At 66.2% G+C, this 23288-nt stretch carries 19 protein-coding genes and 2 pseudogenes; 19 read left to right on the top strand and 2 right to left on the bottom strand.

Going from position 1 to position 23288, the window contains the following annotated elements:
• Nucleotides 1-20: 20 nt before the first annotated feature.
• The 3 genes from ACTWQO_RS05105 to ACTWQO_RS05095 all read left to right on the top strand — a co-directional run bounded on the left by ACTWQO_RS05105 (nucleotide 21) and on the right by ACTWQO_RS05095 (nucleotide 2738).
• Entirely contained in the window at nucleotides 21-1382 is a 1362-nt protein-coding gene (locus ACTWQO_RS05105; protein WP_443235987.1) for a histidine kinase, read from the top strand.
• Nucleotides 1379-2050 (top strand): response regulator, encoded by a 672-nt coding sequence (locus tag ACTWQO_RS05100; RefSeq protein WP_443235986.1) that lies wholly within the window; start codon nucleotides 1379-1381, stop codon nucleotides 2048-2050. Before ACTWQO_RS05105 ends, ACTWQO_RS05100 begins: the two co-directional genes overlap by 4 nt.
• A gap of 217 nt (nucleotides 2051-2267) precedes the next feature.
• Complete coding sequence (locus ACTWQO_RS05095) at nucleotides 2268-2738, top strand: MarR family winged helix-turn-helix transcriptional regulator (RefSeq protein WP_328352212.1); 471 nt, start codon at nucleotides 2268-2270, stop codon at nucleotides 2736-2738.
• Between the two features lie 248 nt (nucleotides 2739-2986).
• Here ACTWQO_RS05095 and ACTWQO_RS05090 read toward each other — a convergent pair whose 3' ends face one another.
• Nucleotides 2987-3634, bottom strand: coding sequence for a TetR/AcrR family transcriptional regulator (locus ACTWQO_RS05090; protein WP_443235985.1), 648 nt, complete (start codon nucleotides 3632-3634; stop codon nucleotides 2987-2989).
• Nucleotides 3635-3723: 89 nt separating this feature from the next.
• Between ACTWQO_RS05090 and ACTWQO_RS05085 the strand changes: the two genes are divergently transcribed.
• Entirely contained in the window at nucleotides 3724-4272 is a 549-nt protein-coding gene (locus ACTWQO_RS05085) for a nitroreductase/quinone reductase family protein (RefSeq protein WP_443235984.1), read from the top strand.
• Between the two features lie 183 nt (nucleotides 4273-4455).
• On the opposite strand, the gene ACTWQO_RS05080 is transcribed toward ACTWQO_RS05085, so the two are convergent.
• Nucleotides 4456-5646 (bottom strand): M24 family metallopeptidase, encoded by a 1191-nt coding sequence (locus ACTWQO_RS05080; RefSeq protein ID WP_443235983.1) that lies wholly within the window; start codon nucleotides 5644-5646, stop codon nucleotides 4456-4458.
• 452 nt (nucleotides 5647-6098) lie between these two features.
• On the opposite strand from ACTWQO_RS05080, the gene ACTWQO_RS05075 reads away from it, so the two are divergent.
• From ACTWQO_RS05075 to ACTWQO_RS05005, 15 genes and pseudogenes are all read left to right on the top strand, one after another.
• Nucleotides 6099-6740, top strand: coding sequence for a mycothiol-dependent nitroreductase Rv2466c family protein (locus tag ACTWQO_RS05075; RefSeq protein ID WP_443235982.1), 642 nt, complete (start codon nucleotides 6099-6101; stop codon nucleotides 6738-6740).
• A 247-nt stretch (nucleotides 6741-6987) separates the two neighbouring features.
• Nucleotides 6988-7629, top strand: a complete 642-nt coding sequence (locus ACTWQO_RS05070) for a mycothiol-dependent nitroreductase Rv2466c family protein (RefSeq protein ID WP_443235981.1) — start codon at nucleotides 6988-6990, stop codon at nucleotides 7627-7629.
• A gap of 19 nt (nucleotides 7630-7648) precedes the next feature.
• Nucleotides 7649-9676 (top strand): ABC transporter ATP-binding protein, encoded by a 2028-nt coding sequence (locus ACTWQO_RS05065; protein ID WP_443235980.1) that lies wholly within the window; start codon nucleotides 7649-7651, stop codon nucleotides 9674-9676.
• Nucleotides 9673-10491 (top strand): CbiQ family ECF transporter T component, encoded by an 819-nt coding sequence (locus tag ACTWQO_RS05060; protein ID WP_443235979.1) that lies wholly within the window; start codon nucleotides 9673-9675, stop codon nucleotides 10489-10491. The genes ACTWQO_RS05065 and ACTWQO_RS05060 overlap by 4 nt, the downstream gene beginning before the upstream one ends.
• A gap of 81 nt (nucleotides 10492-10572) precedes the next feature.
• Nucleotides 10573-11256, top strand: a complete 684-nt coding sequence (locus tag ACTWQO_RS05055) for a class II aldolase/adducin family protein (RefSeq protein WP_443235978.1) — start codon at nucleotides 10573-10575, stop codon at nucleotides 11254-11256.
• A 274-nt stretch (nucleotides 11257-11530) separates the two neighbouring features.
• Nucleotides 11531-12571, top strand: coding sequence for a YihY/virulence factor BrkB family protein (locus tag ACTWQO_RS05050; RefSeq protein ID WP_443235977.1), 1041 nt, complete (start codon nucleotides 11531-11533; stop codon nucleotides 12569-12571).
• 421 nt (nucleotides 12572-12992) lie between these two features.
• On the top strand, nucleotides 12993-13988 hold the full coding sequence (locus tag ACTWQO_RS05045) for a hypothetical protein (protein ID WP_443235976.1): 996 nt from the start codon (nucleotides 12993-12995) through the stop codon (nucleotides 13986-13988).
• Complete coding sequence (locus ACTWQO_RS05040; protein WP_443235975.1) at nucleotides 13985-15091, top strand: alcohol dehydrogenase catalytic domain-containing protein; 1107 nt, start codon at nucleotides 13985-13987, stop codon at nucleotides 15089-15091. Before ACTWQO_RS05045 ends, ACTWQO_RS05040 begins: the two co-directional genes overlap by 4 nt.
• A 25-nt stretch (nucleotides 15092-15116) precedes the next feature.
• On the top strand, nucleotides 15117-15791 hold the full coding sequence (locus ACTWQO_RS05035) for an MBL fold metallo-hydrolase (RefSeq protein WP_443235974.1): 675 nt from the start codon (nucleotides 15117-15119) through the stop codon (nucleotides 15789-15791).
• A 150-nt stretch (nucleotides 15792-15941) separates the two neighbouring features.
• Nucleotides 15942-16733 (top strand): antibiotic biosynthesis monooxygenase family protein, encoded by a 792-nt coding sequence (locus ACTWQO_RS05030; RefSeq protein ID WP_443235973.1) that lies wholly within the window; start codon nucleotides 15942-15944, stop codon nucleotides 16731-16733.
• A gap of 19 nt (nucleotides 16734-16752) precedes the next feature.
• On the top strand, nucleotides 16753-17310 hold the full coding sequence (locus tag ACTWQO_RS05025; protein WP_443235972.1) for a pyridoxamine 5'-phosphate oxidase family protein: 558 nt from the start codon (nucleotides 16753-16755) through the stop codon (nucleotides 17308-17310).
• Between the two features lie 145 nt (nucleotides 17311-17455).
• Entirely contained in the window at nucleotides 17456-18670 is a 1215-nt protein-coding gene (locus ACTWQO_RS05020) for a sensor histidine kinase (protein WP_443235971.1), read from the top strand.
• Between the two features lie 7 nt (nucleotides 18671-18677).
• Nucleotides 18678-19412: a response regulator gene (locus ACTWQO_RS05015; protein WP_443235970.1), complete on the top strand. Its 735-nt coding sequence runs from the start codon at nucleotides 18678-18680 to the stop codon at nucleotides 19410-19412.
• Between the two features lie 592 nt (nucleotides 19413-20004).
• A pseudogene (locus tag ACTWQO_RS05010) lies at nucleotides 20005-20877 on the top strand (glycoside hydrolase family 78 protein); the annotation flags it as partial.
• 183 nt (nucleotides 20878-21060) lie between these two features.
• A pseudogene (locus ACTWQO_RS05005) lies at nucleotides 21061-23271 on the top strand (family 78 glycoside hydrolase catalytic domain); the annotation flags it as partial.
• Nucleotides 23272-23288 lie beyond the last annotated feature (17 nt).

The raw sequence follows: 23288 nt of genomic DNA, 5'->3' as shown, positions 1-23288 counted from the left end.
GGTAGGAGACATACGAACTCATGAGCCGGCACCGCGCGGTCCTTGCCGCGAACCGGGTCCGGGGGGCGGCTTCCTCGCCGCCTCCCGGACCCGAGTCCGGCGGGGGACATCCCCTGCTGGACTGGCTGCTGCGCCGCCAGCGCCGCCTCAAGCAGCTGGGCCAGCAGTATCCCTGGCTGCTCGACACGGCCGTGGTGCTGATCGTCGCGGTGATCGGCCTGACCGACCTGTTCTCCGACGGCGGCAGAGACGGCCCCTTCGGGGTGACCGATGGCCGCGACGACCTGCCGGCCGCCCTCTCCTACGTGGTGTCCGCCGCGCTGATCGTGCCGCTGTGGTGGCGCCGCCGCGCCCCGGCCCCCGTGTATTTCGTGATCGCACTGGTCGCCCTCGTCCAAGGGGTGCTGGGCCTGCAATTGGCGGCCAGCATCGCCGCGTTCATCGCTCTGTACACCATGGCCCGCTACGGTTCCCTGCGGCTGCTGGGCTGGGTCGCCGCCGTGGCCGTCGCGCAGGAAACGGTTCCGGTTCTCGTCCTGCTGCCGGCTGAACGCTGGCTGCAGAGCCTGTTCTTCGAGCTGGGGACGATGACTGCCGCTGCCGCCGTCGGGCTGATGCTCCGTACCCGCCAGCTGTATCTGACCGCGCTGGAAGACCGTGCCCGACGGCTGGAGATCGAACGCGACCAGCGTGAACAGCTCACCGTCGCCGCCGAACGTTCCCGCGTCGCCCGCGAGATGCACGACATCGTCGGCCACAATCTCTCCGTCATGATCAGTGTCGCCGACGGCGCCGCCACCCTCGCCGCCAACAGCGGCGAGCAGTCCGAACAGTCCCTGCGCATCCTCGGCGACACCGGCCGCCAGGCCATGAGCGAACTACGGCGCGTCCTGGGCGTCCTGCGCGAGAACCAGCACGGCGACCGGCCGCTCAGCCCGCAGCCCGGCATCCGCGATCTGGACGCCCTGCTGGCCCGGGTCCGCACCGCGGGACTGGGCGTCACCTACCGGAGCGTGGGCAACCTCGACACACTCGGCAGCAGCGTCCAGCTGACCGTCTACCGCATCGTCCAGGAAGCCCTGACCAACACCCTCAAGCACGCCGGTGCAGGCTCCACCGCCGAGGTCGCCGTGACCGCGGACGCCGGACAGGTCCGCATCCGGATCGCCGACACCGGAGCCCCACTGGAGGTACCCGGGCCGGGGCCGCAGCCCGACGACTCCGGGCACGGCCTGGTCGGCATCCGCCAGCGGGCCGCCCTGTACGGCGGCACCGCCACCATCGGCCCGCGCGACGACCGGCCCGGCTGGATCGTCGACGTCGTACTTCACGCATCCGACGAGCCCGCCCCGCCGGCACCAGGAGAAGAACCGCTGCCATGACCACTGTGCTGATCGCGGACGACCAGCCCCTGCAGCGCATGGGCTTCCGCATGCTCATCGAGGGCACCCCCGGCCTGACCTGTGTCGGCGAGGCCGAGCACGGCGCGGGGGCCGTCCGCATGGCAGCCGAACTGCGCCCCGACGTCGTCCTGATGGACATCCGCATGCCCGGCATGGACGGCCTGGAGGCAACCCGCCGGATCACCGCCGCCGGGGGCGGCCGGACCCGCATCCTCATCGTGACCACCTTCGACCTCGACGAGTACGCCCACGACGGACTGCGCGCCGGAGCCAGCGGCTTCCTGCTCAAGGACGCCCGCCCCGAGGAGATCGTCGCCGGCATCCACGCGGTCGCCACCGGCGACGCCGTCGTGGCCCCCAGCCTGACCCGGCGCCTACTGGACGCCTACGCCCACCAGGTCCTCGCCCCGAGCAACACCCCTGCCACCGAAGACCCCCGGCTGGCCACCCTCAGCGGCCGTGAACGGGAGGTGCTCATGGCCATCGGACGGGGCTGGAACAACACAGAGATCGCCGAACGGCTCGTCCTCACCGAATCCACCGTGAAGAAGCACGTCGGCCGGGTCCTCGCCAAGATCGGAGCCAGGGACCGCATCCAGGCCGTGATCATCGCGTACGACGCGGGACTGGTTCGGACAAAGCCGTAGCAGTCGTCACATGGTGATGACGGGTGGCAGGACGTCGGTTCTTCGAACCAATTGGCCTTCGTGGCCCGGGTGCTGAAGGTCCCGGCGCACCGGCTGGGCAGTGCGGGTGCGGGCGGAGGTGACGAAACCCGCGCTGGACACGGGCCAGGTTGAACCGGGCAGGTGGTGATCACCTCACTGCCCGATCAGCATGCCACGGTGTGTCAAACTACTTGACATGCATGACGATGAAGATCAGCCGTTGGGCTTCCTGCTCTACCAGGTGATGGCCGCACTGCGTCCGCTAGTGGCGGCGGAGCTCCAGCCGCTCGGCATCGGATTGCCGGAGTTCGTGTGCATGCGCAACTTGTCCATGTTCCCGTCTCAGTCCAACGCCGAGCTGGCCCGCCATGCCGGCGTGTCGCCGCAGGCGATGAACAAGGTCGTGCGGGACCTGCAGGAGATGGGCGCGATCGCGCGGCCGGCCACCGTGCCGTCGGGCAGGAGCCTGCCCGCCAAGCTGACACCCAAGGGCAGGGCCCTGTTCAAGCGGGCCGAAGCAGCGGTACGCGTCGCCGATGACCGCCTGATGGCCCAACTCGAGTCCGGCGAGCGCCATGAGCTCAAGAAGCTGCTCCACGCGATCGATGCGCGCAACGTCGGGGCTGGGGAATCGGCGGTTCGATCACGCCGGAACGGAACGAAGTAGCGGACCGGCGTCGCGAGTGAAGCGAGGCGTCGAGCAGACGCTTGCGGAGATCGGCTGGCCGAGGCCGCGCGACGGACGACCACGCGGTCGCGCGCTGGTCGGGCGTCGGCCAGGCGGTCTGCCGGGCCCAGAAGCGGATCGGTGTGGTGGACTCCGCTGGTAGACGCGGAGGTGAGGCGCGGGAGTGTTACTTCTTCGGGTTCTTTTCCGGTGTCACGACCTCGCCGCGGGTGAGAAGGCTTGCCTGATCAGAGTTTCCGGTCCGGGTTCGGCCGGTGAGTGTCCGATGACGCATCGGCGGGCAGTGGTTCGCGGTGGTCGGCGCGCAGGCCGTCGAGGGAGATTCGCAGCAGCCTGTTCCACATCTGCGGGCGGCACTTGTCGGTGATCTGGACGGCGTGGCCGAGTGAGACCAGCAGAAGCAGTAGGTCGTCGGTGGTCACGCCCGGGCGCAGCTGCTCCGTGGCGCGGGCGCGCAGTTGCTCGAGGACGAGGCGAAGCTGCTGGATGCCCTCCAGGTCGGGTTCCGACCAGGTCAATTCGAAGTGTTCCACGATGACGCGGTGGCGCGCGTAGCCGGTCAGTGCCTGCTGGTAGAAGTCGGTCAGTGCCGCCCAGGGGTCTTCGGCCTCGACCGCCGCCTGGCGAGCGGACTCCGCCCACCTGGAGAAGTCCCTCCGTAGGACCGTTTGGACGAGATCTTCCTTTTTCGGGAAGTGACGGTAGAGGGTGCCCATGCCCACACCGCTGCGGCGGGCAATCTCGCGCACGTCCACCGAAGCGCCCTGTGAGGCCATTGCTTCGGAGGCGACATCGAGGATCACCTCCCGGTTGCGCATCGCGTCCACACGCGGCGCGCGGCGCCTGATGGCGCCTTGCGGTCCAGTTGTAGCCATGCGACCGACCCTACCCCCTTATCCGGAGCGCTTGCTCCGGACTGGTGATACCGTGTGGAGCAAGTGCTCCGGGTAGCGAAGGGGATGTCATGACTGACGCATCCACGCCCAGTGCCAACGAGGCCGAGTCCCCTGGCATCAACGACTGGAACGAGCGGATCATCGCCGAGGTCCGGGCCAGTGGCGGGTACGCGGCTTGGAGCAGTGAGGAAGAGTTCGCTGCGGGCCGTCCCGTCCCACCTCGAGTTCCTGGCTTCGAAGAACGCCCCGGCATGCCCCTGATCCTGGTGCATAACACCGGGGCCAAGACTGGGCGTGAACGGATCAACCCATTGTTTTATCTGCCGGTTGGTGACAGCTGGGCCGTCTTTGGTACTCATGGCGGCAGTCCCGATCACCCTGCGTGGTATCGCAATCTGATGGCGAATCCGCAGACAACGGTCGAGGTGGGCAAGGAGATCGTGCCAGTCGTGGCGCGGCTCGCGCAGGGCACGGAGCGGGAGCGGATCTGGGCGCAAGAGATCGCCCTTGTGCCGAAGTTTGCCGAGTTCGAGGAAGTCTCAGGCAGGCAGATCCCCGTCGTCGTGCTGGAGCGTGTGCAGGGACAAGCCTCCACTCCGTCCAGCCGCGAGAAATGACCCCACGGCCTGATGAACCAACTGGCCAAGTCCGGCACCAACCTGCTCGCCTTGACGACTGCGGCTCGCGAACCCTCGTCGCTCCGAGGCCAGCTTGCCCGCCCGCACGACATCATGCCGACAAGGTCACTAACACCTGTGTGACGGAGACCGGTGCGTGTCACGTGCGCTGGGGCCCCGCTGTCACGCTTGGTCGACGACGGTCAGCTCGCGCCGTCGGGTTCCCAGCCGCTCGGCGCCCGTCTCGGTCACGACGACGGTGTCGCCCCACGTGACATCGTGGGTTCGCGGGGAAGGGACGGGAGCCTCGGGTACCTCAAGGAACGGCTTGAGGATGAATGTGGTGTTCGCCGTGATCGGCAACTCGGCCACGTGGGACCGGTCGCGGTTGGGAATGAGCAGTGGTCCGTCATTGCCGAGTCCACGGCCGTGGAGGAGGGTGAGCATGTGTCCGTCGTCCGCGCCCGCAACGGACTCCACGGCTGAGAAGACGTCACCCCACCGTTTCCCCGGCCGCATCGTTTCCAGGGCGATGTCGAACGCCGCTGCGTTGCGCTCGAAGATGTCGCGCGCCCGGGCCGAGGGGGAACCGACCACCAAGGGCTGGGCGACCTGGGCCTGGTAGCCCCGGATCTCGGGCATCAGCTCCGTGGCGACGTACGTGCCCCGCTCGAGGACTCCCGGCGGCGGGGTTACGTATCGATGCCGCATTGCGCCCCAGGGGCCGGGTGCCCAGGCGATGTGCAGTACGTCCGCGCCGGCCCGGACTTGCGCCAACAGCATCTGCCCGAACACCTCGGCCTGGGCTACGCCCTCTCGGGCCGAGGCCGCCATGGCAGCGAGTGATGCCTCGCCCACGTGCACGCTGGCGGCCAGGCGGGCGATCTCCTCAACGCCCTTGACGTACCGTGCGCGTCCAAGGATCGCGGTCCCGTCGACGATGTTCTCGCCGCCGACGGCTTCTGCGATGCGTGACACCGTGGTGTGTGCGGCATACCCCTCGGGCTGCCGCACTGACGAGTACTCGTCGCCGCGTAGCCCGGCGATCGCCGTACGTCGGCCGACGAGGCCGCGTCGGCGAAGCACCTCGGCGGTGACCAGCCCGTACTCGGGAGCGGTCGAGCCGAACGGTGTCGCGCTCATCCGGTCGTCGATCCAGTGTGGACGCTCCACGGCGTAGTTGCTGTGCTCACCGCCGAGGATCAGGATCGGGTCGCCCTCTCGCGGAAAGATGGTGACGCCGATCGTGTCGGCAATGTAGAGCGAGTCCGAGGTGACCCAGGCGGGCAGGACGATCAGCAGCTCCACGCCCTCCTCGTCCATCAAGGCCCGCAGGCGACCCCAGCGCCGATCCCGCTCCACCGTGCTGAACATCGGTTCGTTGATAGGTGCGGGGATACCCAAGACCCCTTGGACGCCACGCATAGCCTGCACGGTTGTCTCCTCACTTCCGGATCTGCTGACCGTCGGGTTCTGCCGCCAGTGCCGTCAGAACACTAACATTATTGTCAACAATCCTGTGGGTGATTGCACAGGAGAGATCTAGCGGGACTTTGGTCGCTCGCTCGGCTACTGCGAGAGCAGTAGGTCAAAGCCTGCTGTGAGGGGACGCGTGGGGCGTGTCCGCCGACGACCATGCATCTATAGAGGGTCTGCCCGTCTGGCCCGAGCCGCCTCCTGTTGCCCCTCCGGTTCGCCGGGAGGGGCACCCGCAGCAGCGAGTATCAACCTCGTTGACATATGTCAGTAACGTTGATAGGTCTGGAGCGTGGCCGGCGCCGCACCGCGTTGCGAATCACCCAGCCGCTACGAGAGGAAACCCCTCAATGCCCGAAAAGCCTCATGTCGATTTCTGGTTCGACTCACTGTGTCCGTGGAGCTGGATCACCTCCCGATGGCTCCTCGAGGCGCAGAAGGTCCGCGACCTCGAAGTGACGTGGCACGTGATGAGCCTGGTCGTGCTCAATGAAGGCGACCTGCCCCACCAGCTGAATGACCCGGAGATGCTGCGCAAGGTGTACGCGCCGGTGCGCGTGGCCGCGGCGGTGGAGGACGCCTACGGCCGTGAGATGCTCGGCCCGCTCTACACCGCGATCGGCTCGCGGATCCACCACGCCGGCAACAAGGGATTCAAGGACGTCGTCGCGCGCGACTTCGATGTCCTGATCGCGGACGCCCTCGCCGAGGTCGGTCTGCCCGCCGCGCTGGCGCAGGCGGCGGCGGACCCCACGTGGGACGCCGCGCTGAAGAAGAGCAACAGTGAGGGCATGGACGTGCCCGGCGGTGGTATCGGCACCCCGACCCTCCACATCAACGGTGTGGCGTTCTTCGGGCCGGTGATCGGCCGGATCGTCCCGTCGGGGGAAGAGGCCGGCAAGCTGTGGGACGCCGTCCTGACGCTCGCTTCCTGTCCGGACTTCTGGGAGCTCAAGCGCGACCGCGCAGACCTCGAGCCGGACTTCGGCTGAGCTGCGGGCCTGGGCGACTCGGAACTTGGTGGCTGAGGGCCTCCGGTAACCGAGGTGCGGAGCCTCAGCCAGTCCGCGTTCGCGTGCACGATCGTGCGCCCGCGTTGCGCCGCCGCACCGGCGGTGAAGGCGCTGACCTGCAAAACCATCCACTCGAGCACGGTCTGAACCCGACTCAAGACGTTGGGGGAGCGACCCGTGACTCGATCCCCATCGCACCCGATTTCATCTCACCGAGAGGTATGCCATGTCCGACAAGGCCCGTGCCGACTTCTGGTTCGACCCGTTCTGCCCGTGGAGCTGGATCACGTCCCGCTGGCTCCTGGAGGCGAGGGCGGTCCGTGACTTCGAGGTGTCGTTTCACCTCCTGAGCCTCGCGATCCTCAATGAGGATGACCTTCCTAAGCAGTTCAGCAACCCGAAGATCATGGCGAAGGCGTGGGCGCCGGTCCGGGTGTTGGCGGCCGCCGAGCGCGCGCACGGCGCGGAGATCGTGGAGCCGCTCTACGCCGCGTTGGGCTCGCGCATCCACAACGGCGACAACAAGGCCTTCGGCGACCTGCTGAAGAAGGACTTCGAAAAGATCATCGCGGAGGCGCTGGTCGAGGTCGATCTGCCGGCCGAGCTGGCTGACGCCGCCACCTCGGAGGAGTACCAGGAGTCGCTGCGCGCGAGTACTGACCAGGGCGTGAAGGCGCCCGGCGCCATCGCCGGCGTCCCGACCATCCACATCAACGGTGTCGCGGTGTTCGGTCCGGTGCTCTCTCGCATCCCTCGGGGCGAAGAGGCCGGCAAGCTGTGGGATGCCGTCCTCACACTCGCTTCCTATCCGGATTTCTGGGAGATCAAGCGCAAGCAGCCCGAGGACCTGACGCCTGACGTCAGCTGAAGCGGAGGGGGCTGCGAACATGAAGACTGAAGTGCTCCGGCGAACCGGGCCGCTGCAACCAGCCGAACTCGCGCACGCGGCGGTGATGGCCGCCCTCTGTAGCGCCATCGTAGTCCCCGCCACCGCGCTGCCGTTCGCAGCCCCGCTTCTGACGCTCGGCACCGTGCCGATGGCTCTGCTGGCGTTCCGCCACCGTCTTCGGGTGCTCGGAGCAGCGGCGGTCGCCAGCACCATCGTCACGTTCCTCGTCGTCAGCCTGGCAGGTCCCTGCTCGATAGTGATCTGTGTCTACATCGGTGGCCTGGTCGGCTTCGTGAAACGTCGGGGCGGAGGTATCTGGAGCATCTCCGTCGCCGCTGTCACGGCGGGCGCCGTCTTTGGTGTCGGTGTCGCAGCCCTGGTGGCAGTGCTCTCGGCATTCCGGAAGGTGATCTTCGAGCTCGTCACCGGCTACGCCGACGGTGTCGCGAACATCCTCAGCGTGGTGCCCGCGCTGGAGCCGGTCGGCGACTGGGTGCGCGACGCCGCGGCGACGCTGATCGACTACTGGCCGATCTTCGTCATCTCGACCTCGATGGTCATCATGACCATCATCAACATGGTCGCCTGGTGGGCCGTGTCGCGAGTGTTCGCCCGACTCGGCAGCGTTCCAGACGTCCACCAACTGGACTTCGTCCACGACGACCGCCCGGTCGCACCCCTGCCGGTCACCTTGCGCGACGCCTGCTTCCGCTACCCCGGTACGGTCCAGGACGCTGTCGGCCCGCTGAACCTGACCATCACGTCGGGGGAGCACGTGGCCGTCACCGGCGCCAACGGGTCCGGCAAGACGACTCTCATGCTGATGCTCTCCGGTCGTGAGGCCACCTCAGGCGCCCTCGACCGCCCCGGGGCGGTCGGTCTCGGCCAGTTCGGTGGGACCGCAGTGGTCATGCAGCACCCGGAGAGCCAGGTTCTCGGTACCCGCGTCGTCGACGACGTCGTGTGGGGTCTCCCGTGCGGCGTCTCCGTCGACGTTGACCGCTTGCTCGCCGAGGTAGGTCTTGCGGATCTGGGCGAACGCGACACCGGCGCGCTGTCCGGCGGCGAGCTCCAACGTCTTGCGATCGCTGCAGCGCTTGCTCGGGAGCCGCGACTCTTGATCGCCGACGAGATCACCAGCATGGTCGACCAGCCTGGCCGCGACACGCTCATCGACATGTTGACAGGGCTCACCCAGCGCCACGACATGGCGATCGTCCACATCACCCACTTCAACGACGAGGCCTGCACCGCCGATCGCATCGTCAACCTGACTGGCAACGAGGACAACGTCGACATGGTGATCTCGGCGCCCGTCCCGGCGGCCATGCGCGCGCCGAGCCACCACAGCGGTCAGCCACTGCTCGAGCTGCGGGGGGTCGGACACGAGTACGGCAGCGGCACCCCGTGGGCATCGACGGCCCTCCACGACATCGACCTTACGATCGGCGAAGGTGACGGCGTGCTGATCCACGGGCTGAACGGCTCGGGAAAGTCGACACTCGCGTGGATCATGGCTGGACTCGTGGAGCCGACGAAGGGCAGCTGCCTGCTGGACGGCAATCCGGTGTCAGACCAAGTGGGTGCGGTCGCTATGTCGTTCCAGGCCGCTCGACTCCAGCTGATGCGCGCCACTGTCGAAGCTGAGATCGCCTCGGCGTCCGGGTTCGACCCTGGCGACCACGGCCGCGTGGAGCGCGCCCTGGTCACCGTCGGTCTGGACCCCGCGTTGGCGAATCGCCGTATCGACCAGCTCAGCGGCGGTCAGATGCGGCGTGTGGTGCTCGCCAGCCTACTGGCCCGTGAACCGCGCGCGATCATCCTCGACGAACCACTTGCCGGCCTCGACGCCGCGAGCTCGCGCGGCCTGTTGGCGCTGCTCACCGAGCTGCGCCGGGACACAGGACTCACGGTGATCGTCATCTCCCACGACTTCTCCGGACTCGACGAGCTGTGTCCGCGCGCCCTGCAGCTGCACAAGGGCACACTCGTGCCGGCGCCCACTCACACCGGAGGCGCTCGATGACCGCGGCACAGACCGAATCCATCCGGAAGCGCAGGCGCACCAAGCCGCTGGTGCTGCTGCGTCCGGTTCCCGGGAACTCACCCGTCCACCGCTTGTGGGCAGGCACCAAGCTGATCGTCGTGGCGGTCTTCTCGGTGCTGATGGTGTCCTTCCCTACCTGGACGACGATCGGACTGCTCACCGTGTTCGTGCTGGCCGTGGGCAGGCTGGCCGGCGTCACGCGCGGAGTGCTGCCCACGATGCCGCCCCTGTTGTGGGTGCTCCTGCTCATCGGCGGCGTGGCGTTCGGCGCCGCAGGCGGTGACCCGGCCGGTCTCGGTGGCCTGCTCGGCTACCTGCAGCTCCTCCTGCTGACCGCCTCGCTGATGGGGATCTGCGCACTGGTGTCGTGGACGACCAACGTCTCGGAGGTCGCGCCCGCTGTCTCGAAGCTGGGCCGTCCGTTCAAGGCGCTGGGACTTCCGGTTGATGACTGGGCGGTGACCCTCGCGCTGACCCTGCGGGCGTTCCCGATCCTGAGCCAGGAATTCCGTGTGCTCTTCGCTGCACGGCGGTTGCGCCCACGTATTGCTGCGACGACCCGGCGGGAGCGCTGGCGCCGACGCAGAAGCGAGATGATCGACATGCTGGCCACCGCGATGACGGCCTCGCTCAGGCGCGCCGACGAGATGGGCGACGCGATCACGGCCCGGGGGGGCTCGGGCCAGATTTCAGCCCAGCCGTCGCGGCCGACGTCGAGAGACGCCGTCGCCTTCGCCGTGGTGCTGGCCGTGTGCGTGGTGCCCGCCCTGGTCCAGGGCACGACTGGCAATTGAAGGCGGTCTCGGGTTCGAGCGGATCCGGATGGCGGAAACCTGTGCCGGGCCCCCGGGCGCGTTCGAAGGAGGTTCGACCAGATGAATGTTGTTGCCGACGTCGTGAGCGCCAGCCGCGCACTCGCGACCGCTGGCCTGTCCGACATGGTGTGGGGCCACGCCTCAGTCCGCGATCCTGAGGGTCGGGGCGCCTGGATGAAAGCTTCGGGATTCGGCTTCGACGAGATCAACGAGGACCGGGTTGTCCTGGTCTCGCCGGAGGGCAAGGTGCTGCGGGGGAGCGGGGCCCGACATCTGGAGTTCCCCATCCATACCGAGATTTTCGCTCGCCGTGCAGGTGTCGGGGCAGTGGTGCACACGCACGCTCCTGCGCTGAGCGCCTTCTCCTCGCTCCAGCGCGAGCTCCTGCCCATCTCTCACGATGCAGTGCCGTTCGCCTATCCGCAGTTGCCGCGGTTCACGGTCACAGGAGCATTGATCGCGACCAGGGACCTGGGCCGAGAGCTTGCCGAGGGACTCGGCGACGCCAACGCGATACTCATGCCGCACCACGGCGCCGTGACAGTCGGCCCGGACATCGCGACGGCCGTCATGTACGCGGTGCTGCTCGAGCGCGCCTGCCACACCCAGCTCCTCGCTGAGGCTGCCGGCGGCGTACTCACCGCATCGAACGAGGCCGAGACCCGGTTCAAGCGTGAGCAGATCTGGAACCCACACCAGATCAGAGCCGGGTGGGAGTACTTGGTGCGCCGTGCGCACAGCTAGGCGGCGATGGTGACACCGGTCTGAGCACACATGCGACGGCCGTACAGGGGTCCCTGCGCCGTGGCTCCGCCAGCACTTGGTCGCCGAGATCGCAGGGCCCCCATCCCGGCCTGGTCGACCGCCTGATCCACGGTACCCACAAGCACACGACCCTCCGCGCAGACGAGTTGGCTGCCGCCATCGCCCATGTCCCTCGCGACTCGGGCCTGGAGCAAAGCCGCACGTGCCCAGGGACAGGCTTGAGGACTGCGGACCATCGAGTCGTTCCACCCGCATGGAACCCCGACAGCAGAGGAACTGGCCTCCCTCGGCGAAGGAGACAGCAATCAACATAGAGGCGCAGGATACGGGCCGGGTCGTCAGAAAACTCGGGCAGGTCCGTCGGCTGGTCGTCCATGTCGCGGCCAAGTCCTGGGCCGACTCGATCTTCATGCGCTCGGCCGCTGCCGCATTCTGGCAGATGCTGTCCTTGGCGCCGCTCCTGCTTGTCCTGCTCGGCAGCCTCGGTTACGTCGGCCACTGGTTCGGCCCGGACACCGTCGCGGTCGTGGAGTCCAAGATCATCACCTTCTCCCGAAGGCTGATCAGCCCGAGCGTAGGCGACGACCTGGTGGCGCCGACGGTCGCTGACGTTCTTCAACCGGGCCACGGCGGCGTGCTCTCGATCGGTTTCGTACTGTCCTTGTGGGCCGGTTCGTCAGCAATAGCCGCGTTCGTGGACGCCATCACCGCGGCACACGGGCAAGCATCTGCGCGTCACCCGGTCTGGCAGCGCATCTTCGCCCTGCTCCTCTGCATCGGGTTCCTCATCGCAGCTGTGCTGATTCTGCCTGTGGTGGCCCTTGGCCCCTCGCTCGCGGGCCGCGTGCTGCCGGTGGAGTGGCGCGAACCCGGCCTGCGTCTCATCGACATCTTCTACTATCCCGGGACAGGCTTGCTGCTGATCGTCGCGCTCACCACCCTGTACAAGCTGGCTCTGCAGCACACGCTGCGGTGGCGTCGCCTTTTCGGAGGCGCACTCGTCGCGGGCGTGTTCTTCATGGCTGCAAGCGAGGGCCTGCGCCGCTATCTCAGCTGGACCGCGCAGGCCGGCATCAGTTACGGCGCCCTGGCAACGGCCATCGCCTTCTTGCTCTTCAACTTCTTCCTCGGCTTCGCGGTCATCCTCGGGGCGGAGTTCAACGCGGGCGTCCAGGAGTTCTGGCCTTCTCCCGAGACTCGCTGGCCACATCCGCTGACTTGGTGGAGAACGCGCCATGAGCTCACGCCAGTTCGCAACCTGCAGACGCGTCTTCGCCGAGCGCGGGGACGGTGAACGGTGAACGGTGTGAACGTAGCCCGGCCGAGTCCAACGAGGCGCGCCGCGCTGCTGTGGTCACGACGACCTCGGCCACGGCGTGGCGCGCCTGAGCCGATCCTCTGCCGGGAGCTCGATGGCACTCCGGGGGCAAGACCTCTGATCCATCGCTCCGGGCGCAGCTGCGCTCCTCTGTGGCAGGCGACGCGAGGCGACAAGCGTCAAGTACGTAGACATATATCAACCAGGTTGATAATAATGGTGTGGGGCTCTCGCCGCGCACCGTCGCACCCCGGTGGCACGTCGTGGGTGGGGTCAGGCGGGGTCCTGGAGGCGCGCGCTCGGCGCTGAATCGCAGAGCTGCCACATCGGAGCGTCGTCCCGGCGTCACGGGGATGCTGCCGCGACGCCACCCATATTCCGAGACGAGGAGGTCTCCATGAGGGTCGTCGAAGACGTGATGACCATCGGATCTGATCGGCCGCTGCGCAGCATCGATCGTGACGAGGATCTGCTCCTCGCGTCTCCTTACCCGAGCAAGCTACCGATCAAGCTGTGGAATGATCACGAGCTCCTGCCCGTCGTTCACTTTCCGCAGAAGTACGTCGAGCAAAGGTTCGCGCCCCCGCGCGGCGTGTACGAGAACGACCAACTCCGCGTCGAGTGGCAGGTCATGAACGGTCGTCAGCCGTTCTACCACCGCAACTGTGATGTCGATGAGATCTCGTACCAGATCGATGGTGAACGGACGCTGATGACCGAGCTCGGGGTCATCGAGCACCGGCCGGGCGAGTTCTCCCGGATCCCGTGTGGGGTCGGCCACGACAACTACGGTCGGCAGGAGAGCCACCTGGTCTTGTACCTGCCCGCGCCGGTCGCCGAGCTGGTCGAGCCGATTCGGACGTCGCAGCCGGTAATGCCGCCGTTCCCCGGCTGGGAGCCGGGCGAGGTCAACGAGGCCGTCACCCAGTGCATGGGGGCGGTCGGCCACGACATCGCGGTGTTCCCCGCGGACGAGACGTGGCTCCTCGAGCGCGTGCACGCCGAGCCTGAGCGGATGCGGGTGCACTCGATCGGTGACGGTGCCGGCGCCACGTGGATCTACGCCACACCGACGATTCGACTCGGATACGCCAACACGACGGCCGGTGACGGGAGTCGGCGCTACCGGCGGATGCTCGACGCCGACGAGATCCAGTACCAGGTCTCTGGCATCCGCACCCTCGCGACGCAGCGGGGCATCGTTGAGCTGCATCCGGGCGACTTCGTGCGGATTCCGCTCGGCCTGGCCCACGCCAGCATCCCGCGCGAGCAGTCGACCCACGTCTCGCTCTTGTCGCACCTCGAACTTCCGCAGGTCATCGATACCACGCGCACTGCCGATCCCTACTCGCCTGAGCGGCTGGGTGCAGCCGTCGAAAGGAGCCAGGCATGAGCACCATGCTGGCAACGCGGGCCCACGACGCCGAGAGTGCCCTTGTCCTTGAGGAGGTCCCGGTTCCCGAACCGGCTTCAGGTGAAGTGATCGTCAAGGTCGAGTCCGCCGGCCTTGCCCCCGGGATGATGTCGCTGCTCAAGATGGGGGCCTTCAAGCAGCTGCCAACGATCCTCGGGCACGAGATGGCAGGCACTGTTTCGGAGGTGGGACCCGATGTACCGGGCTTCACCGGAGGCGAGCGCGTCCGAGTCCACCCCCAGCTCAGCTGTGGTCACTGTGTCCACTGCCGATCCGACCGCGAGAACATGTGTGCTCAGTACGCGATGATCGGCCACGCGGCGTTCAGCGATGGTCCGTTGCCGCTGTACGAGCGCTACCACGACGGAGGGCTGGCCGAGTACGTTCGCGTCCCGTTCTGGCTGCTCGACAGATTGCCCAACAACGTCAGCTTCGACGTCGGGGCGAAGGTCCACGACCTGGGTAACGCCGTTCGGATACTGAAGGAGTGCCACCTGCCACAGGCTGCGACCGTGGTCATCACCGCGGCGACCGGCACGATGGGCACCGCGAGCGTCAAGTTCGCCAAGCAGTTCGGCATTGGGCGGCTGATATTGGTGGGCCGCAGCGGCGAGCGGCTCAAGGACGTCGAGAAGCTGGCGGAGGCCGACGGCATCGCCGTCGACTCCATTGCGACCGAGAATCTACCCGAGGGCTGGGAGGCCAGCAGCGGCCTCACCGGGGCGATCCGGCGTCTGGTTCCGCAGGGCGTCGACGCTGTCCTCGACTATGTGCCGTCCAGCCCGATCACCGCTCACGCCATGGCGTCCATGACTACAGGCGGCGTTCTGGCGCACATGGGCGGCAACACCGTTCCGGTGCCCATCCCGCCGATCGCGATCATGGGTAACTGCTGGCGATTCGTCGGCACCAGGGGCGACACGCGCAACGACGTGGTGGACGTGCTGAAGCTTCTCGAGATCGGTGCCGTCACCGCAGACGACCTGATCACGCACCACTTCCCGCTCGCCGAGACCGTCACGGCGATCCAGGACATGCAGCAGCGCAGGAAGCCCATGTGGATGACGATCGTCCACCCGTAGTGGACAGCCGGCAAGGAATCTCACAATGAAGCTGACGCACTACGGGCACGCGTGCGTGCTGGTGGAGCTCTCGGGCGATGACGGCATCATTCGCTTTCTGCTCGACCCCGGTGGCTATTCCCGGGACTTCGAGCAGGTGGTCGACCTCGATGCGGTCTTCCTCACCCACGCGCATGCGGACCACGTCGACGGCGAGCGCCTCGGCAAGCTACTGGCCGACAACCCTGCGGCCGAGCTCGTGCTCAACGCTCACACACAGGCAGCCCTCGCGGGACGCTGGGACATCGCACCAAGCCGGATGCGAATCGTTGGTCCCGGGAGCACATTCGTCCTTCGACGGGTCAGGGTCGAGGTCGTCGGCGGTGACCACGCGTGTATCCACGCCGCACTCCCGATCGTGCCGAACAACGGGTACATCATCGACGGCAGCCTGCTGCACCCTGGTGACGCCTTGGATGCTCCGGCCGGATCGGTCGACGTCTTGCTGCTTCCCATCGGCGGGCCGTGGATGAAGATCGGCGAGGCGGTCGACTACCTGCGGACGGTGGCGCCCCGGCTCGCCGTGCCGATCCACCAGGCCGGCCTCGCCCCGGTCCACCAGAAGATGCATTGCGGACTGCTCCGCGACCTGGCACCGGAGGGGACCGAGATCGCGGTCCTCGAGCACGGGGTCTCTCAGGACGTCAGGACGTCGCAGTGAGCAGCTCCGTGGCGCGCAGGCTCCATGCAGCCCGATCTCGCCAAACCGTGGGGCAGACAGGGCTCGGAGCGCTGGTACGACGAAGATCACCACAATTAGCGGTTCGCCGGTCGACCAGCGTCGATCGCCACAGAATGAGGAAGACCGCCGATGATCACACTGAACGACTTCGACGCTCGGGCGCCGTTCATGGCTCAGTTGAATGAGTCCGGAGACGAGCCCGTCACGATTGTGAACACCTTCGTCACGCCTCCCGGCCTGGAGGAAGACGTCATCGAGGTATGGCGCCTGGACTCGGAGGTCATGAAGACGAAGGCGGGGAACATCTCCCAGCAGCTGTACCGCGGAGCGGCCGGCCGCATCGTCACCAACGTCGCCGACTGGGAGTCGGCGAAGGACCTGCACAACGCCTTCATGAGTCCCGAGTTCCAGGCACTGCTCCCGACCTACCCGGACGGATCGGCGGCATACCCCCACCTGGTGCGGCCGGTGGAAGTGCCCGGGGTCTGCCTGGGCGCACCGTGGGAGCAGGAGCCCGCCCAGGCGGCGGGGGAACCGGCTGTCGGCCCATCTGCGATCGAGTACGTCGACTTGTGTTCCGACGTTCCGCTCGCCGAACAGTTCCAGGCCACCCATGGCGCCTTCACGCTGCTGGACATCTTCGTCGTTCCGGATGGCGCGGTCGACCAAGCCATCCACGCGTACCAGAAGACCGCTGCCTACATGAAGGGCCGCAACGGGTTCATCCAGGCCCAGCTCTACCGCGGCATCGGGAGCAGCAACGTTCTCGTCAACCTGGCTGTCTGGGAAACCGTGCGTGCCCTGCAGGACACCTTCTTCGACCTGGACTTCCTGGACGCTCTCGCCCACTACCCAGCCGGAATACGTTGCTTCCGACAAGTGCTCCGCCGCGTCGCCGTGCCCAACATCTGTGTCGACTAGCCCAGTACAAGGAGCGACCATGTCCAAACCTGAACCGACCGTGGCGGAGATCGAGACCGAGATCATTGAGCTGCTGCGCACCGAGGAGCTCTCAAGCCTGGCCACGATCGACGCCGACGGGTTTCCGTCCTCGGCGAGGATGCACCTCGCAGGCGACGGGCTGATCGTGTACATGCACACCTTCAAGAACACACGCAAGCACGCCCACATCCAGCGCAATCCCCATGTCAGCTACGACATCGCCTACCTGCCGCCCGACGGCTTCTACGGTCGCTTCACGACCCGGTCGCTGCAGATGCAGGGGATCGCCACTGTCGTCACTGACATCGAGGAGATCCGTCACGCGTCGAAGATCAGCCTGGACCAGTTCCCCTGGGCGGCAGACACCTCCCTGTTCAACAACATCAAGCCGCCGGACCAGGGAATGCAGGTCTTCTACCGCATCCAGCCGGTGCGCGGGATGTGGGCCGATGCCCGAGTCAGCCTGGCCTACCGAGCGCTGCTCGAGTTCAGCGAGGACGGTAAGGAGATCGCCCAGGTGTCCGGCTACAAGATGGCGGCCGCGCCTCCGGCGTGAGTTGCCGGCAGCCGGACGGAGACCCGAGGGCGGGTCACAGCAGTCGGCCCCTGGCCGCTGAGTGGGCGCCGTCGCACGACGGGACTCGCTCGCGAGAGGATGGGCGCCAGAGCCGTTACCTTCGAGGCGCGGGGAGGTGGAGCCAATGGCGGCTCGCCTGGATCAGTATGCCGACCGGCGTCCATGGCTGACAGACGGGGCCATCGTGCTCGCGCTGTTGGGCGGTGCGATCCTCGGAGCCAATCTCGCCACTCCGGACGGCGACAGGCCAAAGAACGTCTGGGTCGCCGAGGTGCTGGCTGTGGTGGCGTGCCTGGCGCTGTTCAGGGCGCGTCAGCACCCACGCATCACCGTTGTCGTGACGACCGCATGTGTCGTCACCACTGGTGGGATGGGCTACCTCATGACCCCCCTGTTGCTTGCCCCGCTGATGGTCGCCCTCTACTGGCTGGCCGCCAGGACAAGCAGCGCGACGGCCTGGACGTATGGAGGTGCTGCCACGGCGCTGGTGGTGGCAGTTGCGATCGGGTTCCATATCGATGGATCGGTGCTCCTGCGCACCGTGGGACCGGCACTTTGGCTGTTGCTCCCCTTGGCCCTCGGGAGCCGATCCCAACTTCACCAGGCTTACCTGGACGCCGTCCGCGCGCGGGCCGAGTACGCCGAGCGCACGCGCGACGAGGAAGCACGGCTCCGAGTGGCCGGGGAGCGCATGCGCATCGCCCGCGAGTTGCACGACGTCGTCGCGCACCACATGGCAGTGGCCAACGCACAGGCGGGCACGGCAGCCCACATGCTCGACATCAGCACGGAGACGTCCAGAAAGCTCCTGGCCGACCTACAAGGCACCACTTCGAACGGCATGCTCGAACTGCGTGCGACCATCGGTGTCCTACGTCACGCCGACGACGCAGACGCCGACACGTTGGAACCGGCCCCAGGGCTGGCCCAACTCCCGGCCCTCTTGGAAGCCTGCCGCTCTGCTGGGCTCATCGTCGATCTGCAAACCGCAGGAGCGGCTCGAAAACTGCCGCCCGGAGTCGACCTCACCGCCTTCCGCATCATCCAAGAGGCGCTCACGAACGCGACCAAGCACTCCGCGACACCGAAAGCATCTCTGCAGCTCTCCTACGACGCTTCCCGCTTGACGATCCGCGTCTCGAACGAGACCAGCGACGCCTACTCTCGCCGGGAGGACCACGGCGGCTACGGCATCATCGGAATGCGGGAGCGTGCTCAAGCTGTGGGGGGCCACTTGGAGATCAATGGCAGCAGCACCGGTTTCGAGGTTCTCACCAGTCTTCCTCTACACATCGGACCGCCTGCACTTCCGCACATCGCAACCGAACCGGGCCGGTGACGCCAACATGACGACGAGGATCCTCCTCGCTGACGACCAAGCCCTGTTGCGAGGGACCTTCAAGATATTGATCGACTCCTGCGACGACCTTGAGGTCGTCGCCGAGGCCGAGGACGGAGCCGAGGCAATCCGCCTGGCTCGCGCCCACCAACCCGATGTCGTCGTGATGGACGTGCGGATGCCGGGCATGGACGGGTTGGCGGCCACCGAGGCCATCTGTGCCGACCCGGCCTTGACCAACACCCGCGTGCTCATTCTCACGACCTTCGAGAACGATGAGCATGTCGCCCGTGCACTGCGCGCAGGCGCCAGTGGCTTCTTGGGAAAATACGTCACGACCGACGCGCTGCTCGAAGGCATACGGATCGTCGCCGCGGGCGAGAGCATGCTGTCCCCGGGGGCGACCAAAGCCCTCATCGCGCAGTTCGTCGCCATCCCGTCGCCGGGCCAGCCGGCCGCGACGATCACAACCCCCGGCCTCGCAGATCTGACGAATCGTGAGGTAGAGGTGATGAAGTTGGCCGCCGACGGCAAGTCGAACGACGAGATCGCGGCTGAGCTGCACCTGAGCGTCCTCACCGTGCGAACCCACGTGCAACGTGCGATGGCCAAACTCGGTGCCCGCGATCGCGCCCAGTTCGTCGTCATCGCGTACAAGAACGGATTGATGTCCCCTCTACCGGCACTGTCGGCCCGGCGGGATGGTGTTCGTGAACCCGTTGATCGCCACGGCGAAGACTAGCGTCGGCGTGGCCACGGCAAAGACCTTGGTGAGGCATTTAGACATGGCGTTGAAGGCGTCACTACCGGCGACGGTCTTAGGACGGTCTTGATCACGCCGCGACGGACGGACCGCCTGCGTCGACGTGCTCGCTGAGCACCTGGCCGGACTGACCATGGTGGAGGTCGAGTTCGGCACCGGACTGCCGCCGATGAGCGCACACACCGGTTCACTGAGCCTCTTTCATCCTGTACGGCAGGGGTGCAATGGGCTGGTAAGTGAGGTCGTAACGTGGCAGAGCCCAACGCCGCCAGAGGCTATGGATCAAACTGAGAGCCGGGCCTGCCGCAGCTTCTGCGATTCCTGTCTCAACTCTGTACGGCTGCCCGACCTTCGAGGTAACTTCTTCTCGCCATCTCCATATGAAACGTTTCAGCGCTCCTTCATTTCCTTCAAGAGGCTTGACGGTGCGCCGCAGGACAGGGGCGAATGATCGCCAACCCGCCACCTCTCTTTCGAACGATTCAGCCTTGAACTCACTGATAACAGGCCCTTCCTGATCCCTGGCGAGATGTCGGCCGCCCGCAGTCACTGACAGCAGAGAGGCAGAAACATGGTGTCCCGATCAAGACATGCGCTCCCTGACTGGGGGCGCCGACAGAGCCTGGTGTTCCTGATCGTCACGGCAGTGCTCGTCTCTGGGTTCCTCGCCGCGCCCTCTGTCGGCGCTGCGACCAGTGCCAAGCCGAACAGCCAGGAACTCTCCGTGCGCCGCCTCCAGGTGAATGGTGACGCCAATCCGTTGGCCGTCACCAGTCAGCACCCAGCCTTCAGTTGGCAGTTGGCTGCATCTCGACGAAGCGTGCTGCAGTCTGCATACCGGATCCTCGTCGCTACACGTGCGGACAAGCTCTCCGCCGGCGCATCCGACGTCTGGGACAGCGGAAAGGTGGCCAGCGAAGAGTCAGTAGGTGTGCCGTACCGAGGCCGGGCGTTGAGAGCAGGGCATCGGTACTACTGGAAAGTGAAGATCTGGGACAACCACGGTAAGTCGTCGGACTGGAGCGCGCCCGCTTACTGGGAAGCCGCTCTCGGTTCCGCGGCTGACTGGAAGGGCGCCCAGTGGATCACCCCGAAGCACGGGGAGCAAGACTGGTCCGATTTCACACTGGATACCGACGTCACGATCAAGAGTGCTGCGGCTTCTGTCGTCTTCCGGGCCAAGGACAGCTCCAATTACTACCTGTGGCAGATCAACACGGTCAGTGCTGCCGACAAGGTACTGCTACGCCCTCACAAGAATGTCGGCGGCTCCTTCACCACCTTGAAGGAGGTCGACATCAGCTCCCTCATTCCGCCGGATGATGCTTCCACACAGCACCATCTGAGAATCAGGGCGGACGGCGACACCTTCACCACCTGGGTCGACGGTCAGCAGGTCGACACACTTACAGACGAGTCTCTGACCAGCGGCACCATTGGGTTCCGTGCCTCGAGCACGAACGGGGTACAAGAACGTGCCCTGTATGACAACCTGGCGGTCCATGACCTCGACGGCAAGCTGCTTTTCAGTGACGACTTCTCCGTGTCACCCGACCCGTCCTTCCCCGGCGCGCCTGTCAGTTCCGGTCAACTGGAACCGACTGGCGATCCAGTGTTGCTGAGCAATGAGAGCAACGCGCCGCTACTGCGCAAGAGCTTCACCTTGGACAAGCCGGTCGCCTCCGCCCGTGCCTACGTTTACGGTCTCGGCTTTTACGAACTGCACCTCAACGGCGGAAAAGTGGGCGACCATGTCCTCACGCCGGCCAGCACGCCGTACCAGCAGCGGAACCTGTACGACACCTACGACATCACCCGCTCTCTGCAGACGGGCTCCAATGCGGTCGGCCTGTGGCTGGGCAACGGCTACGGCCCCCGCTTCAGCCCGTACGGGTTCCGCTGGACAGGGCCGAAGCAGGCAATCATGCTGATCGACGTCGCCTTTACCGACGGCAGCCACAAGAGCATCACCTCGAACACCTCCTGGAAGTGGTCCAAGGGCCCCATCGTCGCCAACGACATCTACGACGGCGAGTTTTACGACGCACGCGCGGAACAGCGCGGCTGGGACACCGGATCATTCAACGATGCCTCCTGGCACGCGGTGACCACCGCTGATGCCCCAAGCGACACGCTCGCCGCGAACACCATGACCCCGATGCGAGTCACACAGAACCTCTCGCCAGTGCGGATCACTCAGCCCAAGCCCGGAACGTACATCTACGACTTCGGCCAGAACTTCGCGGGCTGGGCGCGGCTGACCGCCCAAGGGCAGGCCGGCACGGTCATCACCATGACAACCGCCGAGGAGCTGAACACAGACGGGACCCTGGACACAGCCACCAATCGCAACGCGGCCTCCACGGACACCTACGTGCTCGCCGGAACGCGAAAGCCAGAGGTTTACGAACCGCGCTTCACCTATCACGGTTTTCGCTACCTCCAGGTCACGGGATACCCCGGACGCCCTACCACCCAGAGCATCATCGGACGCGTCGTCCACGCAGATGTGGCTTCACTCGCCGCTTTCAAATCCTCCAGCACGCTGCTGAACCGTATCTGGCAGAACAACCGCTGGAGCATCCTGAACAACTCAATGAGCATCCCCACGGACAACCCCGTGCGGGACGAACGGACCCCGCCCGGCATGGATGTCCAGGCCTACCACGACGCATCAGTCGTGGCCTTCGACATGGATACCTTCTATGCGAAGTACCTGCAGGACATGCCGCCTGGCACGGCACTGCCCAACGACAGCCACAACGCCCAGCAGCCGGACATGGGCGGCAACCAGATCGGTCTTGCCTGGGCCCTGTACGAGCAGTACGGCGACAAGGAACCCCTCAAAGCCGCGTACGCGAAGATGAAGACCTTCGTCGACACCAATGCGGCCACGTACCCAGATCACATCTGGCCCGAGAACAAGGGGTTCGGAGACTGGTGCCCACCCTTCTACGGCCCAGGCACCAACGACGGCATGGGGAGCCCCAACGCCGGCAGTTGCACGAGCGAGGTGTCACTCGTCAACACGGCTCTGTCCTATCGCCAAGCCTCCGTCGTGGCCAAGGCCGCCCAGGCTCTGGGAGAACAAGGCGACGCCGCGCACTTTGCCGAACTGGCCGACTCCATCAAACAGGCATTTAACGACCACTTCCTGAACGCGGCAGGCGACGCGTATGGCGACGGACGCCAGACGACGAGCATCCTGCCTATCGCGTTCGGCATGGTTCCGGCCGACAGGCTCAAAGCCGTGGGCGACAGACTCATCGACACCATCGTCAATAGGAACAACTCGCATCTGGACACCGGTATCTTCGGCACCCGGTACCTGATGGACGCCCTGAAGGCCATCGGTCGTACTGATCTGGCCATCACCATGCTCAGCCAGACCACCTACCCTGGATTCGGGTTCCAGATCAGCCAAGGTGCCACCAGTTCCTGGGAGCAGTGGCTCTACGCGTCTTCGATGGAGACGCATGATCACGCGATGTTCGCGGGAATCAATGCCTCATTCATTACCGTGCTGGGGGGCATCCGACCGACGTCAGCCGGCTACCGAACCTTCCTGGTTGACCCCGAGGTGCCGAGAGGGCTCAACCAGGTCGCGGCAAGCGTCGACACGGTTCGCGGAAGGATTTCCTGTAAGTGGAATCGCAGCCGTGACGGAGGACTGCAACTGACGGTCACGGTCCCGCCAGGCTCCTCCGCCGTCGTCCGAGTTCCACTGCTCTCACCGAACGCCAAGGTCCAAGCGCCTCCTGGTGCAGCGCCTGCGCCACATGAAGGCCCCACGGCTTACGCGTTGGGTTCGGGGGAGTGGGCTTTCACCGCACGCTGACGGCGGCTGACGTGCTG

The sequence above is a fragment of the Streptomyces sp. 4N124 genome, from assembly GCF_052245395.1.
Lineage (GTDB): Bacteria > Actinomycetota > Actinomycetes > Streptomycetales > Streptomycetaceae > Streptomyces.
The sequence above is the reverse complement of the archived record's forward strand: the minus strand, read 5'-3'. Positions and strand labels throughout refer to the sequence as shown.

Coding starts and splice junctions, on each gene's coding strand:
- ACTWQO_RS05100 (WP_443235986.1), top strand. CDS start 1,379: ATGACCACTGTGCTGATCGCGGACGACCAGCCCCTGCAGCGCATGGGC.
- ACTWQO_RS05080 (WP_443235983.1), bottom strand. CDS start 5,646: ATGTTCAGCACGGTGGAGCGGGATCGGCGCTGGGGTCGCCTGCGGGCC.
- ACTWQO_RS05040 (WP_443235975.1), top strand. CDS start 13,985: ATGAGCACCATGCTGGCAACGCGGGCCCACGACGCCGAGAGTGCCCTT.
- ACTWQO_RS05085 (WP_443235984.1), top strand. CDS start 3,724: ATGACTGACGCATCCACGCCCAGTGCCAACGAGGCCGAGTCCCCTGGC.
- ACTWQO_RS05075 (WP_443235982.1), top strand. CDS start 6,099: ATGCCCGAAAAGCCTCATGTCGATTTCTGGTTCGACTCACTGTGTCCG.
- ACTWQO_RS05070 (WP_443235981.1), top strand. CDS start 6,988: ATGTCCGACAAGGCCCGTGCCGACTTCTGGTTCGACCCGTTCTGCCCG.
- ACTWQO_RS05050 (WP_443235977.1), top strand. CDS start 11,531: ATGGAACCCCGACAGCAGAGGAACTGGCCTCCCTCGGCGAAGGAGACA.
- ACTWQO_RS05020 (WP_443235971.1), top strand. CDS start 17,456: ATGGCGGCTCGCCTGGATCAGTATGCCGACCGGCGTCCATGGCTGACA.
- ACTWQO_RS05035 (WP_443235974.1), top strand. CDS start 15,117: ATGAAGCTGACGCACTACGGGCACGCGTGCGTGCTGGTGGAGCTCTCG.
- ACTWQO_RS05030 (WP_443235973.1), top strand. CDS start 15,942: ATGATCACACTGAACGACTTCGACGCTCGGGCGCCGTTCATGGCTCAG.
- ACTWQO_RS05105 (WP_443235987.1), top strand. CDS start 21: ATGAGCCGGCACCGCGCGGTCCTTGCCGCGAACCGGGTCCGGGGGGCG.
- ACTWQO_RS05055 (WP_443235978.1), top strand. CDS start 10,573: ATGAATGTTGTTGCCGACGTCGTGAGCGCCAGCCGCGCACTCGCGACC.
- ACTWQO_RS05095 (WP_328352212.1), top strand. CDS start 2,268: ATGCATGACGATGAAGATCAGCCGTTGGGCTTCCTGCTCTACCAGGTG.
- ACTWQO_RS05090 (WP_443235985.1), bottom strand. CDS start 3,634: ATGGCTACAACTGGACCGCAAGGCGCCATCAGGCGCCGCGCGCCGCGT.
- ACTWQO_RS05060 (WP_443235979.1), top strand. CDS start 9,673: ATGACCGCGGCACAGACCGAATCCATCCGGAAGCGCAGGCGCACCAAG.
- ACTWQO_RS05015 (WP_443235970.1), top strand. CDS start 18,678: ATGACGACGAGGATCCTCCTCGCTGACGACCAAGCCCTGTTGCGAGGG.
- ACTWQO_RS05045 (WP_443235976.1), top strand. CDS start 12,993: ATGAGGGTCGTCGAAGACGTGATGACCATCGGATCTGATCGGCCGCTG.
- ACTWQO_RS05025 (WP_443235972.1), top strand. CDS start 16,753: ATGTCCAAACCTGAACCGACCGTGGCGGAGATCGAGACCGAGATCATT.
- ACTWQO_RS05065 (WP_443235980.1), top strand. CDS start 7,649: ATGAAGACTGAAGTGCTCCGGCGAACCGGGCCGCTGCAACCAGCCGAA.